The sequence below is a fragment of the Mesorhizobium sp. CA8 genome (genome assembly GCF_020164955.1).
Classification (GTDB): Bacteria; Pseudomonadota; Alphaproteobacteria; order Rhizobiales; family Rhizobiaceae; genus Mesorhizobium.
The window spans coordinates 171,783-186,550 of the sequence record NZ_JAIUHG010000002.1 but is presented as its reverse complement, the minus strand read 5'-3'; the positions used below and the strand labels follow the sequence as shown (position 1 = coordinate 186,550).

Sequence of the window (14,768 nt, the reverse complement as noted above, 5' to 3'; positions counted from 1 at the left end):
AGGTCACTTGACGCATGGCAGATTTCGTTAGTGTTCTGAAAAAGCAGCTCGACAAGAAGGTGGATCCTTCGTTCGAGGTGCGCAAACAGATATACGACGGTGCCCGCGCGGTGCTGGCGAAGAAGCTCGCTGAATATTCCCCGCCGCTTGCGCCCGATGTCGTCAGCAAGCAGAAGCGCTCGCTAGAAGACGCCATCTCCAGCGTCGAGCGCGACTATGTCAAACGCGTTCCGGCCGAGGATCCGCTGGCGGAGCTGGAGCATATCTTCTCCTCCATCGACCGTAACAAGAATCAGCCGTACCACTCCCGCCAGCCGGAGGCGCCGGCGCCTGCCAAGCCGGATCCGTTCAAATCCGAACCGTTCAAGCCGGCGGCCCCGCCCGCCAGGACGGAACCGAGCTGGCAAAGCGCGCCGAAGGCGGAGCCCGCGCCGCAAAACGCTGCGAAGGCCGAGCCAGCGTGGCAGAACACGGCAAGGACGGAGCCAAGTTTGCAGGCCGCACCAAAAGCGGAGCCCGCGTGGCAGAAAGCCCCGCCACCGCCGATGCCGTCGCCGCGTGAAGACGATGTCGGCCTGGCGGGCTTGGACGATGCCGATGATGGCGGCGACGTCTTTGCCAATGACGAGCAGCCGGCGGCCGACACCTTCCAGCGCCTACGGCCACAGCCGCGGGAGCGCAAGCGCGGCTATGGCGGCTTGATCGCCGCCGTCATCGCGCTCCTGGTGCTGGCGGGCGGCGGCTACGGCATATGGCTGAACAAAAATGCGTTCGGCTCGCTGTTCGGCGTTGGCGGCGGCAGCAAGACGGTTTCGACCGAGCCGCTGGCGAAGCCGGCTCCGGCCAAGCCCGCCACCGAGACGGCCGCGGCGCCGGCCCCGGCGGCTAGCAGCGAGCCAGCCGAGACGACCAAGTTCACGCAACGCCTGACACCCGAGGGCAAGGAGACCGATCCCGGCTCCGCCGGCGGACAGCCCACGATCGGCGAAGGTGAGTCCGTCGCGGCGCTGACGTCGCGGCCGCCGCCCGCGGCCGCAACGGCGCCGGCGGCGACCCCGCCTGCGGCGGCCGCGCAAACACCCGCGGCGCCTGCCGCGGGAGCAACGCCGGCGGCGCCGGCGACCAACGCGGCCAATCCGACGCCGCCGGTGGCCGGAACCACACCGTCCGCGGCTGGCGCCACGCCGCCCACGGCTGGAGCAACGCCGCCCGCGGCTGGCGCAACGCCGCCGGCCGCAGGCACGACGCCGCCCGCGCCGGCAACGGCCGCGGCGACCGTGCCGGTCGGGCAGAAGGCGATTTTCTATGAGGAGCGCACCAGCACCCAGCAGGGCACGGCCGAGCCCGGCAGCATCGTCTGGTCGCTGGTGCAGGAATCGCCCGGCGGCGACCTGCCGCCGGAGCCGGCGATCCGCGCCGAGGCGACGATCCCGGGCAAGAATATCCAGCTGCGCATGACGATCCGGCGCAACACCGACCAGACGCTTCCGGCCAGCCACATCGTCGAGATGATCTTCCTGACGCCGGAAGGATTTGACGGCGGCGGCGTCGACAACATCCTGCGCATCGCCATGAAGAGCTCCGAGCAGGATGCCGGCAGCCCGCTGATCGGCATTCCGGCCAAGATCGCCGACGGTTTCTTCCTCGTCGCGCTCAACGACACCAAGGCCGACGAAGACGCCAATCTGACGCTGCTGAGGGGCCAGGACTGGATCGATGTTCCGGTGGTCTACAAGACCGGACGCCGGGCGCTGCTCACCATGGAGAAGGGCATCCCGGGCGAGAAAGTGTTCGACGAGGCGCTGAAGGCCTGGGCTGCGAAGACTTCCGGGTGAGCGGCGACGCAATGGCGCCGCTGCTCAAAATCCCTGAAAAAGCATGTCGAGAGCGGCGACGATCTCGTCATGATGCCTGGCAAGGTTTCCTTCCGCCGCCCGCAATTCGGAAGCGGTCACAGCCGAAATGAACTGAGTGACCATAATGTGTTCGTTGCCGTCGATCCTGAAGATCGGGTTCAGCCTGCGTGCCGGCAGCGGTGCGATATTGGGGGGCAGAAGGGGAACGACGACATTGGTATCGAGGTGTTCAAGTATGTCGGACTGGACATCGAGGAGATAGCCGTCGCTTCCCGTGCTTCGGTAGAAATCGTAGCGGGCCATCAAAACAGCCGGTACTTGGCTAAAGGCAGACCGTTACGCTTGACGTATTCGTTAGAGCTTTCGAGCGCTTCCTTGTTCTCCTCCTGCCAGCGACGGGTCTTCTCGGCAGAAATTGCCTTGGCGATTCCTTGCTCGGCAGCGCGGGACATATTGATACCCAATGCCTTGGCCTCCTCGATCAATCTCGAATCGATCGAGGTGTTTACCGATTTGCGTTGCGATTTCGCAGTTGATTGGAGCACGACAGCCTCCCTGTTCTATGCGCATAAGATAAGCGCATATAAAGGTGCGGGCAAGCCTACCCCTCCATCTCTTCGCGCAGCATCTCCAGCTCCAGCCACTCTTCCTCGAGCGCGGCGAGCGTCGTGCGTTCCTTGTCGAGCGCGGCGATGGTCTTCTGGAACGAGACCGGGTCGCGCTCGTAGAAGGACGGGTCGGCGATGTTGTTCTCCAGTCGCGAGATCGAGGCCGTCACCGCCTCGATCTTCTTCGGCAGGGAGTCCAGCGCGAATTTCTGCTTGAAGGAGAGCTTTTTCGCAGGGCTCTTGGACGCTGGTTGTTCGGCTTTCGGCGAAGCCTCGGTGGCCTCGGCCTTCGACCTTGCCTTGCGGTCTTCCAGCCTGGAGCCGCCGCGCTGCGCCAGCATGTCGGAATAGCCGCCGGCATATTCGATCCAGCAGCCGTTGCCCTCCGGTGCGATCACGCTGGTGACGGTGCGGTCGAGGAAATCGCGGTCGTGGCTGACCAGGATCACCGTTCCGGCAAAGCCCGCGACCAGTTCCTGCAGCAGTTCCAGCGTTTCCATGTCGAGGTCGTTGGTCGGCTCGTCGAGCACCAGCAAGTTCGCCGGCCGCGCCAGCACGCGCGCCAGCAGCAGCCGCGCGCGCTCGCCGCCGGAAAGCTCGCGCACCGGCGTGCGGGCCTGCTCCGGCTTGAACAGGAAATCCTTCATGTAGGAGACGACGTGGCGCTGCTCGCCATTGACCAGCAGGTTCTCGCCGCGCCCGTCGGTCAGGTAATGCGCCAGCGTCTCCTGCGGGTCGACCGCTTCGCGTTTCTGGTCGAGCGTTGCGATCTCTAGATTGACGCCAAGCCGAACCGTGCCGGCGTCCGGCGCCAGCTCGCCGGTCAGCATCTTCAAAAGCGTCGTCTTGCCGGCGCCGTTCGGGCCAACCAGGCCGACACGGTCGCCGCGCTGGATGCGGGTCGAGAAACCCTTGACCACGGTGAGGTCGCCAAAGCTCTTGTCGATGGCTTTGGCCTCGATCACCAGCTTGCCGGATTCGGAGGCGTCGCTTGCCACCATGGTGGCGGTGCCCTCGGCGCCGCGATGGTTGCGGAAGCGCTGGCGCATGGTCTGCAATTCGCCCAGGCGGCGCATGTTGCGCTTGCGCCTGGCGGTCACGCCATAGCGCAGCCAGTGCTCCTCGCGCACGATCTGGCGGCCGAGCTTGTGCTGGTCGCGCTCTTCCTCTTCCAGCACCTGGTCGCGCCATTCCTCGAAATGGGCGAACCCTCTATCCAGCCGCCGCGTCTGGCCGCGATCGAGCCAGACTGTGGCGCGCGAGACGCGCTCGAGAAAGCGGCGGTCGTGCGAAATCAGGATGACGGCCGAGGAGGTGCGGGCAAGCTCCTCTTCCAGCCATTCAATCACCGAAAGATCGAGATGGTTGGTGGGCTCGTCGAGCAAAAGGATGTCGGGCTCCGGCGCCATGACGCGAGCCAGCGCCGCGCGGCGCGCCTCGCCGCCGGAAAGGTCGCTCGGCCGTTCCTCGCCGGTCAGGCCGAGATGCTCCATCAGATAGGTGGCGCGATGCGGATCGTCGGCCGGGCCGAGGCCGGCCTCGACATAGGCGTGCACGGTGGCGAAGCCTTCCATGTCCGGCAGCTGCGGCAGATAGCGGACCGTCGCCGAGGGCTGCCTGAACACTTCGCCGTCCTGCGGCTCAATCATGCCGGCGGCAATCTTGAGCAGGGTCGATTTGCCCGAGCCGTTGCGTCCGACCAGCGCGATCTTCTCGCCGGCGGATGCGCTGAGCGCCGCGCCGTCGAGCAGGGGCGTCCCGCCGAAGGTCAGTTTAATGCCGTCGAGATTGAGGAGTGGCGGCGCCATTTCAGCTTTCTGGAAGAGGATAGGGGTGGGCCAGAAGCAGCGCCCGGCCGCGCTCAAGCGCGATGCCAAGCTGCCCTTTGACCTCGTTTGATATAGTGAGCGAGGAGCCGAACGCCACCTCGACGCGGTCGAGCGGCCATTTGGCGCCGGTGACCGTGAGCCCGGCGAGTTCCGAGAAACCGAGCACCGAAAACAAGGTGCCGTCCGCATAGTCGAAGGCGGCGCTGCCCGGCAAAACGGGAACGCCTTCCTGCGCGCCGCTGGTCAGCAGCACCGTCGTACCCGCCTCGGCCAGCCGCACGGCCAGCGCCAGATGCAGGAAAGCATGGTCGGCGCGCTTGCCGCCGAAGGCGCCGGCCAGAACGAGGCTGGTGGCGCCGCGCTGGAGCGCTTCCGCTATAGCGAGCTCGCCATCGGTCATGTCCTTCTCGGCCGGGAAGACCTTTCGCGGCACCGCGGCGAGATCATCCGGCAGGTTCGCCGGCACCGAGTCGAAATCGCCGACCCAAAGTTCGGGGACAAGACCAAGCATGCGGGCATGGCCGATGCCGGCATCGGCGGCGATGACGCGCGAGCCTTCGATCTGACGTTCGAGCCGGGGCGTGCGGATAAGCTCGCCGCCAAGCAGGATGGTGAATGTGCCCATGGGCGTCGCCCTTACCAGCCTGTCGGGTGAAACGGAAGCCGGATGCAGCGCGCTTCGGTTGCGAGCCCTGCCGGCGAACATCATCAGCCCGGTAAACTTCCGCTTGCGCGGCGCTTCGGCCGGGCCTATCTGTCGAAACGCTCTAACGGGGTGCCGGACGTGATCCGGCTGAGAGGCAATCAAGCCAACCCGCTGAACCTGATCCGGTTTGTACCGGCGGAGGGATTAGACGTTTCGGACCATCCGGCGCCTCAATTCCTTGTCACACGAACGAAGGAGGCGCCGATGCGCTCGCTATTGTCCCAGCTTGTTCTCGCAACCGGTCTTGTTTCGCTTCTGACGGGCGTCGCGCCTGCCGAGGCAAAGGACAAGCTCACCGTCTATACTTATGAAAGCTTCACCGCCGATTGGGGTCCCGGCCCGGCGGTGAAAAAGGAATTCGAGGCCGAATGCGGCTGCGATCTCGAATTCGTCTCGGTGGCAGACGGCGTCGCGCTCCTCAACCGCGTCAAGCTCGAAGGCGCCGGCACCAAGGCCGATATCGTGCTCGGCCTCGACACCAATCTCACCGCCGACGCCAAGGCGAGCGGCCTGTTCGCGCCGCATGGCGAAGTCTCCGGCATCGACGTGCCCGGCGGCTGGAAGGACGACACTTTCGTTCCTTTCGACTATGGCTATTTCGCCGTCGTCTATGACACGCAGAAGCTGAAGACGCCGCCGAAGAGCCTGAGGGAGCTGGTCGAGGGTAGCGGCACGGACAAGATCGTCATCCAGGATCCGCGCACCTCGACGCCGGGACTCGGCCTGCTTTTGTGGGTGAAATCTGTCTATGGCGACAAGGCGCCGGAAGCCTGGGCCAAGCTCAAGCCGAAGGTCTTGACGGTGACGCCGGGCTGGAGCGAAGCCTATGGCCTGTTCACCAAGGGCGAGGCGCCGATGGTGCTCTCCTACACCACCTCGCCGGCCTATCACATGGTGGCCGAGAACACGGAGCGCTATCAGGCGGCTTCCTTCGAAGAGGGCGAATACCTGCAGATCGAGGTTGCCGGCATCACGACGACCGGCGCGAAGAACCCCCTGGCGCAGAAATTCATCGCCTTCATGACCAGACCGAAATTCCAGGACGTCATTCCGGAAACCAACTGGATGTTCCCGGCCGGCAAAACCGACAAGCCGCTCAACCCGGCTTTCGACAAGCTGGTCAAGCCGGCCAAGACCTTGCTGTTCAGCCCCGAGGACGTGGCCGCCAACCGCAAGGCGTGGGTGGATGAGTGGCTGGCGGTGATGAGCAAGTAGGTGGTCGTGGCCATTATCCGTCCAAGATGATTGCTCTACGGCGCCCCCCTCTGTCCTGCCGGACATCTCCCCCTCTAGGGGGGAGATCAGCCTTCGCGTTAGCTTTCGCCAATCGCCAAGGTTGCAGTATTGAGCGGGGCGCCGAAACCGCCAATCTCCCCCCGAGAGGGGGAGATGTCCGGCAGGACAGAGGGGGGCGCGAAGGAACGCGGCGTTCGCTAGCTCGAACCCGAATGGTGCTGCGTGCACGCCGCGCGTGACTCCCGCATCACCGCCGGCGTCATCGCGCTGGCGGCCATCGCGCTGCTCATCGGCGGCGCCTTCGCCGGCCTCGCCGTTGAAGGCGCGCAGGATCTCTCTGGCGCTGCCGCCGCCTTCGACAGCTACCTCCTGCGCGTCGCCCGCTTCACGCTTTGGCAGGCGGCTCTCTCGACGCTGCTCTCGGTCGCGCCGGCGCTGCTCGTGGCGCGCGCTCTGTCGAGGCATCCGGCCTTTCCAGGTCGCGGCCTGATCCTGCAATTGTTCACCGTGCCGCTGGCATTGCCCGCCATCGTCGCCGCACTCGGCATCTTGGCACTCTACGGTCGCGCCGGATGTTTTGCCGGCGCTTTCGCCAGGCTTGGCGCCGGAGAGTGGCCGGGAATCTACGGCCTCTCCGGCATCCTGGTCGCGCATGTCTTCTTCAACCTGCCCCTGGCGACGCGCCTGTTCCTCGAGGCGCTCGGCACCGTCCCCGCCGACCAGTGGCGGCTGGCGAGCCAGCTCGGCATGGGTGCCCGGCCGGCCTTCCGGCTCATCGAATGGCCGGTGCTGCGCGCGGCCTTGCCGGGGATTGCCGGGCTGGTCTTCATGCTCTGCATCACCTCCTTCACCATCGTGCTGACGCTGGGCGGCGGTCCGGCCGCGACGACGTTGGAGGTCGCCATCTACCAGGCGCTGCGCTTCGATCTCGATCCCGCGCGCGCCGTGGTGCTGACGCTGCTGCAGATCGCGCTAACGTTCATCGTGGTCGTCGCTCTCACACGGCTCGGCGCCAACACGGTCGGCGACGCCAATCTGCCGGTCGCGCCGCGCCGCTACCTTTCGGCAGGCCGGCTCGAAACCGTGCTGAATGCCGGCCTCATCGCGCTTGCCCTGCTGTTCGTCGCCGGACCGATGGCGGCGACGCTGCTTTCAGGCCTGGAGGCCGATCTTGGCCGGCTGGCGGGCGAGGAAGCGGTGCGCCGCGCGACGCTCACCAGCGCGGGCCTCGCTTTCCTCGCGGCACTGCTCAGCGTGACGCTGTCGCTGGCATTGATTGGGGCACGGCGCGCGCTGGCCCTGCGCGGCCGCCCGGGGAACACCATGTCGCTGCTCGAACATGCCGCCGACACCGGCGCCGGCTTCGTGCTCGTCGTGCCGCCGATCGTGCTTGGAGCCGGCTGGTTCCTGGCGCTGCGCCATGTCACCGATGTCTTCGCCGTCGCGCCGGTCATGGTCGTCACCGTCAACGCGGTGATGGCGATGCCCTTCGCCATCCGCGCCATTCGCCCGGCCTATGACGCGGCGAGCGAACGCCATGAGCGGCTTTGCTTGGCGCTCGGCATAGCCGGCTGGAACCGGCTCAGCCTGATAGACTGGCCGTCGCTGAGGCGGCCCTTGGCCACCGGCTTCGCCTTCGCCATGGCGCTGTCGCTCGGCGATCTCGGCGTGATCGCGCTCTTCGGCAGCGATTCCGTGCAGACCTTGCCCTATCTGCTTTTGGCGCGCATGGGCAGCTACCGGACAGCCGACGCCGCGGGACTTGCCTTGCTGCTCGGCCTGGTCTGCCTGATGCTGGTGGTCGCCGCCGACCGGCTGGGGCGGGAAGGAAAGCGATGACGACGACCATTAAGGGCACCGCCACGCAAAAGCGCCTCACCGTCGCGCTGGATGACGTCTCGTTCAGCTATGGCGAGTCTTCGTTTCGCTTCAATGTCGAATTCCAGGCCGGCAGGATCACCGCCATCATGGGGCCGAGCGGTTCCGGCAAGTCGACGTTGCTCAATCTGATAGCCGGCTTCGAGACGCCCGACACGGGCAAGGTGCTGATCGGCGGCACCGATATCGGCGATACGCCGCCTTCGGCGCGACCGGTGTCGATGGTGTTCCAGGAAAACAATTTGTTCGCGCATCTTTCCGTCGCAGCCAATGTCGGACTCGGTCGCTCGCCATCGCTGAAACTCAGCGACGCCGATCGCATTGCCGTCGCCGAGGCGCTGGCGCGGGTTGGCCTGGCGGGCAAGGAACAGCGGCTGCCGCGCGAGCTTTCCGGCGGCGAGCGGCAGCGCGTGGCGCTAGCGAGGGTGCTGCTGCGCGACCGGCCGGTTTTGCTGCTCGACGAGCCTTTCGCGTCGCTCGGCCCGGCGCTGCGCGGGGACATGCTCGACCTTGTCGCCGGCATCCACGCCGAGCGCAAAATGACGGTCCTCTTCGTCACGCATCAGCCGGAAGACGCGCGCCGCATCGGCCAGGACGTGGCATTTCTCGATGAAGGCATGATCGCGGCGACCGGGCCGGCCGACGATTTCTTCGATCGGTCTGGACCGGATGCGTTCAGGCGCTATATCGGCGATCGAGGCGGCACCGTTGCCGGATCACAACATATTGCCCGGAAGCAGACATAATTTATGGCCAAACCGGCAATGGGCGATCCGGCGTTTCCTTGCCTTGTCCGGGGGAGTATGGCTAGGTCCGGCCATGCTGGTCCGGCTGGGCCGTGATTTGCCGAAAGATTTGGAAAGGAAGCCGACCTGTCGAGCGGCGCTAAGAAGGTATGGATGAAGCCGCTGGCACGATTTTTCGCGCTGGCGAGCGTTGCCTTGCTTGCGAGCTGCCAGATGTTCACGCCGCCGGACGTGCAGGAGAGCGGCTTCCAGCCTTCCGACAAGCCGATCACCGTCGACAATGTCGTCGCCAACGCCAAGCTCGCCGAAATGGCGAAGGCGCAGCATCCGCGCATCCTGGCGACCTATGGCGGCGAATATTCCGACCCCAAGCTGGAACGCATGGTGGCCAAGGTCGTCGGCAATCTGACGGTGGTGTCGGCCAACCCGACCCAGACCTATCGCATCACCATCCTCAACTCGCCCAACGTCAACGCCTTCGCGCTGCCGGGCGGCTATCTCTATGTGACGCGCGGGCTGCTGGCGCTGGCCAACGATTCCTCCGAGCTTGCCGCCGTCATCGCGCATGAGATGGGCCACGTCACCGCCAATCACGGACTGCAGCGGCAGCAGCTCGAGGCCGAGGAAGGCCTGGCGACCAAGGTGGTTTCCGACGTGCTCGGCGACAGCCCGACCGCCAAGGCGGCGCTCATCCGCGGCAAGCTCAGGCTCGCGCAATTCTCGCGCAACCAGGAACTGCAGGCCGACGCCATCGGCATCAAGTCGATCGGCGAGGCGGGCTATGATCCCTATGCCGCCGGCCGCTTCCTGCAATCGATGTCTGCCTACACGGATTTCCGCTCGGTGAGCGGCGCCACCGACGCCAGCCTCGACTTCCTGGCGACGCACCCAAACACGCCGCAGCGTATCGAGCTGGCGCAGCGCCTTGCGCGCAATTTCGGCCTGCCCGGCGTCGGCACGCGCGACCGCGACGCATTTCTGGCCGGCATAGACGGCCTGCTTTACGGCGACACGCCAGAAGAAGGCTATGTGCGCGGCCAGACCTTCATGCATCCCAATCTCGGCGTCTCCTTCACCGTGCCGGACGGCTTCGTCATCGACAATTCGGCGGCCGCCGTCACCGCGACCGGGCCTGGCGACATCGCCATCCGCTTCGACGGCGTGGCGATCGACAAGTCGGTCTCGCTCACCGATTACATCCGCAGCGGCTGGGTGGCGGGGCTGGAAGACGCCAGCGTGCGCCAGGAGACGATCAACGGCAACGATGCGGCGACGGCGCATGCCAGCGCGCAAGGATGGCAGTTCGACATCGCGGTGATCCGCGCCGGCGGGCAGGTCTACAGGCTGCTGACGGCCGCGCCCTCAGCCAGCACTTCGCTGGACCCGGTGGCGCGCTCGGTCAGCGGCTCCTTCCGCGTGCTGAGCCCGGCCGAGAAGGCGGCGCTGAAGCCGCTGCATATCCGCGTCGTCACCGTCCAGGCCGGCCAGACCATGGGCTCGCTCGCCGCGCAGATGGTCGGCGTCGACCGCAAGCTCGATCTGTTCCGCGTGCTCAACGCCATGTCGCCGGGCGCCAGCGTATCGGCCGGCGACAAGGTCAAGATCGTCACCGACAAGTAGGGACCAGAGCAATTCCAGGAAAGTGTGAGCGGCTTTCCGTCCGGAATTGCGCAAACAAAGGGGATAGAGCGGTTCGCCGTTTCCGTGAAACGGTGAAACGCTCTGGCGCGTTCAGTCGATCCGCCCGCTATTGAACAATCGCCCAGGTCGAGGAGCCGTTGTCGTCACAAGCCGTCGCTACCGGTCACGCCACCTTCACTTTGGCCACCGCCGGTACTGCCGCCGCCGTTACTGTCGCCGCCGGTGCGAGTGGCGCCACTGCCACTCCAAGGTGATCTCCCGGTTTCCGTTGGCGCCGGCTTGATCCCAGGTCTTCCCGAAACCGTCGGTGTGACGGACTTCGGTTTCGACACGGGCACGCGGACCACCTTTATCTTCGTGATGACCTTCGGGGCCTTGCACGCCATGACCACGGGGGTGCTTCGCGCGGGAAGACCCAGGATGCCCATCGAGTACACGTCTTGCCGCTCCATGCCTGCCTTCAGGAAAGCCAGGGCGCGGGCCGGATCGGCAGGCACGCCGTTGCGGCCCTCCTTGAAGATCACCGCAAGCTCCTTCATGGCATCGATGTGCCCCATCGCCGCCGCCTGGAGCAAAAGGTCCAGCCCCTTGCCGGTATCGCGCTCGACGCCGAGGCCGTTGAACAAAGCGCGGCCCCAGGCGGCCATGGCGTAGAGGTCTCCCTTGTCGGACGCTTTCGAATAGAGACCATTCGCCTCCGATGTGTCGGCAGCCGTCCCGATTCCTGACGAGGCGATGGAGCCGAGTGCGAACAGGGCGCGGATATGTCCCTTGTCGGCAGCCTGCTGGATCGCCCGCCTGGCTTCGTCGATCCTGCCCGATGCCAGCAGCGCCCGTCCGAGCTCGTAACGGAAGCGCGCAATGCCGGGATAGGATTTCACCGCCGCCTCGCAGGCTTCGACAGCCCCGCCGCCGATCTCGTTCGGCAAGCGGCCCGGGACGACGCCCTGCAGGTCGAGCGGCTCGCCGGCGGCCTGGTCGCAGGGATCGACGTTCGGCGACAGTTTCACCGTCGCCTGTCTCGCGGCATTGCCCACGCGGATCTGAAAGCCGACGGCCACGGGAGCGGCCGAGCCGATCTGCGGCTCGTAGCGCAGCTTGTCGACCTCGGCGGCCGTCAGGCTCGATTGCGGCGAAAGCACGCGGTCCGGCAGGGACAGCGTTCCGGTTGCCGGGTAGCTCGCAAGCGTGAGGCCGAGCGAGGCATCCTTGGCCGGGAAATCCAGGTTCAGCGGAACCGGGCCGACGCCGAGCGGGACGGGGATGTCGCGACTTCCAATCGCTTCGGCGACATCGCCGATTTGGATTCCACGCTCGGTCACCTGTTGGTTCTGCTCAGCGTCCGGCGGCGGCGCGGGTTGCTCCGTCCCGCGCATCAATACGACGTCGTCGATCAGCGAGGAGTTCTCCCACGGAACCTGCTTGCCGTTGGTCGCCTTGACCACATCGCGGCGCACTGCTGCCATCACCGAGCGTATCTCCTGGTTCGGCGCCAGCGCTCGGCGGGAGAAGGACGATGAAAACGGGCTGAGATCGCCGGATCCGTCATAGGCGACGGCGCCGGGTTCGGTCGCAAAGGCAATCAGCGTGTTCTGCGAGCCTGTCACCTGCGCAAGGCCGCTGCTGCCGGCGACGATCAACTGGTCGCGCAGCCAATAGTCCTTGCGCGGGAACGGATCGTTGCGGCAGGCGTCGAGGATGATCATCTGGACCTTCGATCTCGAGCGCAGCTGCCGCAATATGTCGTCGACCTTGACGGCCTGGACTTCCATGTCGGCCGCGTCTTTCAGCGACGCGTCGACCGGGATCAGGAAATTCTCCCCGCCGATCTGAAAGCCGTGGCCGGAATAATAGACGACCGCCAGATCGGCGCCGTCCGCCGCCGCCAGATAGTTGCGGAACTTCTCTTCGAACTGAAGCTTGGTGAGGTCCCTGGCCGCGAACACCTCGAAGCCGGCCAGCCGAAATGTCTTCGATACATCCTCGGCGTCCTTGTCGGGATTCTTGAGGGCCGGGATTTCGCGGTATTGCGAATTGCCGATGACGAGGGCCACCCTTCGATCGGCATGCGCTTGGAATGTCGTGAGACCCACGAGGATCAAGGCTGTAAGGAGCGCGCAGCATCGCAGCATGGCAAATCCCCCATGTGTTGTGATCGGAGGAGTCAAAAAGCCGATTGCGGCGCGACGGTCTATTAAAGACCTCACAATCCTCATCATTACCCGAGGAAAATTGCCTCGATGGCGGATTTATTCTTGTTTTCTTACCTTTGAGCTTGGCCCGGGCCAGCTTCAGGCGGCTTCCGCCAGAAATTCCGGATTCTGCTTCACCAGCGCCAGCTTCAGCTTTTCCATGGCGCGGGCCTCGATCTGGCGGACGCGCTCCTTGGAGATGCCGAGCTGTTCGCCAAGCGATTCCAGCGTGGCGCCGTCATCGCTCAGCCTGCGCTCCTCGATGATGCGAAGCTCGCGGGCGTTGAGCGCGCCGAGCGCGCTCTTCAGCCAGACGGCCCGGCGCTGGACATCGATCCTTTCGCCGACGATCTCGTCGGGGAGCGGGTCTTCGCAGACCAGGAAATCCATTCGCTCGGCGGCGCCGTTCTCGTCGGCCAAAGGCGCATTGAGCGAGCTATCGGGCGAGGACAGGCGCGAATCCATCATCGCCACGTCGGCTTCCGGCACGCCGAGCGCCGCCGAGACCTCGCGATAGAGCGAGGCGTTGGAGAGCGGCTCGGTGCCGTTGGCCAGCCGTGCTCGCAAGCGCCTGAGGTTGAAGAACAGCGCCTTCTGCGCCGAGCTGGTGCCGCCGCGCACGATCGACCAGTTGCGCAGGATGTAGTCCTGCATCGAGGCGCGAATCCACCAGGTGGCATAGGTCGAGAAGCGCACTTCGCGCGCGGGTTCGAAGCGGGCCGCTGCCTCGAGCAGGCCGACATGGCCCTCCTGGATCAAATCGCCGAGCGGTAGGCCGTAATGGCGGAATTTCGAGGCCATTGAGATGACCAGCCGCATATGGGCGACGGTGATCCTGTGCAGCGCGTGCTGGTCGTTCTCTTCCTTCCAGCGGAGCGCAAGGACATGCTCCTCGTCGCGCTCGAGGTAGGGAGCCTTCATTGCCGCCCGGACCAATGTCCGTCCTGCCGCGTCCTCGATCATGCCGGCTCCTTTTGCGACGATTGCGCGTATGGCGGTTGAAAAGATGCCGCCGCGCCCTACAACAGCCATGCAACGTGTCAGGCGCATGGATGGTTCCGCCGCCCGAGGGGGCAGATGGTGCCGACGAAAACATTTTGTTATCTGCCGGGAAACGCCGCTTGGCGGATTCCTGGCTGGTTTTGAGAACCAGATTTCTGGCTGAGCCGATTTTTGAAATCTGGTTCCTTATTTCGCAGCCTCCTATCTGCCAATTTCCGGCTCGTACAATCGCGCCGGGGCACCGGTCAAAAACGGGATCACAGAAAAATGAAATGGCTCAAACCGCTTCTTATCGCCGGAACGCTGCAGGTTCTGGCGATCACCGCCGGCCATGCCGGCGCCAATCTCGACCAGATCAAGCAGGCCGGCGTGCTCAAGGTCGGCACTGAAGGCACCTATGCGCCTTTCACCTATCACGATGAGTCCAACGCGCTGGTCGGCTTCGACGTCGAGATCGCCAAGGCCATCGGCGACAAGCTCGGCGTCAAGGTTCAGTTCCTCGAAGGCAAGTGGGACGGCCTGATCGCCGGCCTCGACGCCAACCGCTACGATGCCGTCATCAACGAGGTCGGCATCACCGATGCCCGCAAGGCCAAGTATGATTTCTCCGATCCCTATATCGCCTCGAAAGCGGTGCTGATCGTGCGCGGCGACAACACCGACATCAAGACCTTCGCCGACCTCAAGGGCAAGAAGGCCGCGCAGTCGCTGACCTCGAACTTCGGCAAGCTCGCCGAGAAGAACGGCGCCGAGCTCGTCGGCACCGACGGCTTCGACCAGTCTATCCAGCTTCTGCTCACCGGCCGTGCCGACGCCACCATCAACGACAGCCTGTCCTTCCTCGACTTCAAGAAGCACAAGCCGGACGCCAATGTGAAGATCGCCGCGCAGGAAGAGAATGCCGACTATTCCGGCGTCATCGTGCGCAAGGGTGATCCGGAGCTGGTCGCGGCCATCAACAAGGCGCTGGCCGACATCAAGGCCGACGGCACTTATCAGAAGATCGCCGACAAGTATTTCGGTCAGGACGTTTCGAAATAAGGCAATCGTCCTTTTGTTAGCAAACCGGCGGGC

General features: G+C 65.1%; 12 protein-coding genes and 1 riboswitch. Of the genes, 6 read left to right on the top strand and 6 right to left on the bottom strand.

Annotated elements, in window-relative coordinates; genetic code table 11:
• The first annotated feature begins 14 nt into the window (after positions 1-14).
• On the top strand, positions 15-1,835 hold the full coding sequence (locus LB553_RS03830) for a hypothetical protein (RefSeq protein ID WP_224510803.1): 1,821 nt from the start codon (positions 15-17) through the stop codon (positions 1,833-1,835).
• 24 nt (positions 1,836-1,859) lie between these two features.
• On the opposite strand, the gene LB553_RS03825 is transcribed toward LB553_RS03830, so the two are convergent.
• The 4 genes from LB553_RS03825 to LB553_RS03810 form a co-directional block, all read right to left on the bottom strand.
• Positions 1,860-2,159, bottom strand: a complete 300-nt coding sequence (locus tag LB553_RS03825) for a CcdB family protein (protein ID WP_224510801.1) — start codon at positions 2,157-2,159, stop codon at positions 1,860-1,862.
• Positions 2,159-2,341, bottom strand: a complete 183-nt coding sequence (locus tag LB553_RS03820; RefSeq protein ID WP_263483646.1) for a type II toxin-antitoxin system CcdA family antitoxin — start codon at positions 2,339-2,341, stop codon at positions 2,159-2,161. The genes LB553_RS03825 and LB553_RS03820 overlap by 1 nt, the downstream gene beginning before the upstream one ends.
• Positions 2,342-2,457: 116 nt before the next feature.
• Positions 2,458-4,272, bottom strand: a complete 1,815-nt coding sequence (locus tag LB553_RS03815) for an ABC-F family ATP-binding cassette domain-containing protein (protein ID WP_224510796.1) — start codon at positions 4,270-4,272, stop codon at positions 2,458-2,460.
• 1 nt (position 4,273) lies between these two features.
• A complete protein-coding gene (locus tag LB553_RS03810; protein WP_224510794.1) occupies positions 4,274-4,918 on the bottom strand; it encodes a thiamine diphosphokinase in 645 nt (214 codons plus the stop codon).
• Between the two features lie 136 nt (positions 4,919-5,054).
• Positions 5,055-5,160, top strand: a riboswitch (TPP riboswitch).
• Between the two features lie 43 nt (positions 5,161-5,203).
• Between LB553_RS03810 and thiB the strand changes: the two genes are divergently transcribed.
• The 4 genes from thiB (at position 5,204) to LB553_RS03790 (ending at position 10,479) form a co-directional block, all read left to right on the top strand.
• Complete coding sequence (gene thiB / locus LB553_RS03805) at positions 5,204-6,214, top strand: thiamine ABC transporter substrate binding subunit (protein ID WP_224510792.1); 1,011 nt, start codon at positions 5,204-5,206, stop codon at positions 6,212-6,214.
• A 243-nt stretch (positions 6,215-6,457) separates the two neighbouring features.
• Positions 6,458-8,074, top strand: a complete 1,617-nt coding sequence (gene thiP / locus LB553_RS03800) for a thiamine/thiamine pyrophosphate ABC transporter permease (protein WP_224510790.1) — start codon at positions 6,458-6,460, stop codon at positions 8,072-8,074.
• Positions 8,071-8,859 (top strand): thiamine ABC transporter ATP-binding protein, encoded by a 789-nt coding sequence (gene thiQ, locus LB553_RS03795; protein ID WP_224510788.1) that lies wholly within the window; start codon positions 8,071-8,073, stop codon positions 8,857-8,859. Before thiP ends, thiQ begins: the two co-directional genes overlap by 4 nt.
• Before the next feature lie 153 nt (positions 8,860-9,012).
• Positions 9,013-10,479: a M48 family metalloprotease gene (locus LB553_RS03790; protein ID WP_224510786.1), complete on the top strand. Its 1,467-nt coding sequence runs from the start codon at positions 9,013-9,015 to the stop codon at positions 10,477-10,479.
• A 164-nt stretch (positions 10,480-10,643) separates the two neighbouring features.
• Here LB553_RS03790 and LB553_RS03785 read toward each other — a convergent pair whose 3' ends face one another.
• Together LB553_RS03785 and LB553_RS03780 are read right to left on the bottom strand one after the other, a co-directional pair.
• Positions 10,644-12,554 carry a caspase family protein gene (locus LB553_RS03785; RefSeq protein WP_318011477.1) on the bottom strand — a complete coding sequence of 637 codons (1,911 nt, stop codon included), beginning with the start codon at positions 12,552-12,554 and terminating at the stop codon, positions 10,644-10,646.
• 237 nt (positions 12,555-12,791) lie between these two features.
• On the bottom strand, positions 12,792-13,655 hold the full coding sequence (locus tag LB553_RS03780) for an RNA polymerase factor sigma-32 (protein ID WP_224510782.1): 864 nt from the start codon (positions 13,653-13,655) through the stop codon (positions 12,792-12,794).
• Between the two features lie 306 nt (positions 13,656-13,961).
• On the opposite strand from LB553_RS03780, the gene LB553_RS03775 reads away from it, so the two are divergent.
• Entirely contained in the window at positions 13,962-14,735 is a 774-nt protein-coding gene (locus LB553_RS03775; protein WP_224510780.1) for an amino acid ABC transporter substrate-binding protein, read from the top strand.
• The last annotated feature ends 33 nt before the right edge of the window (positions 14,736-14,768 follow it).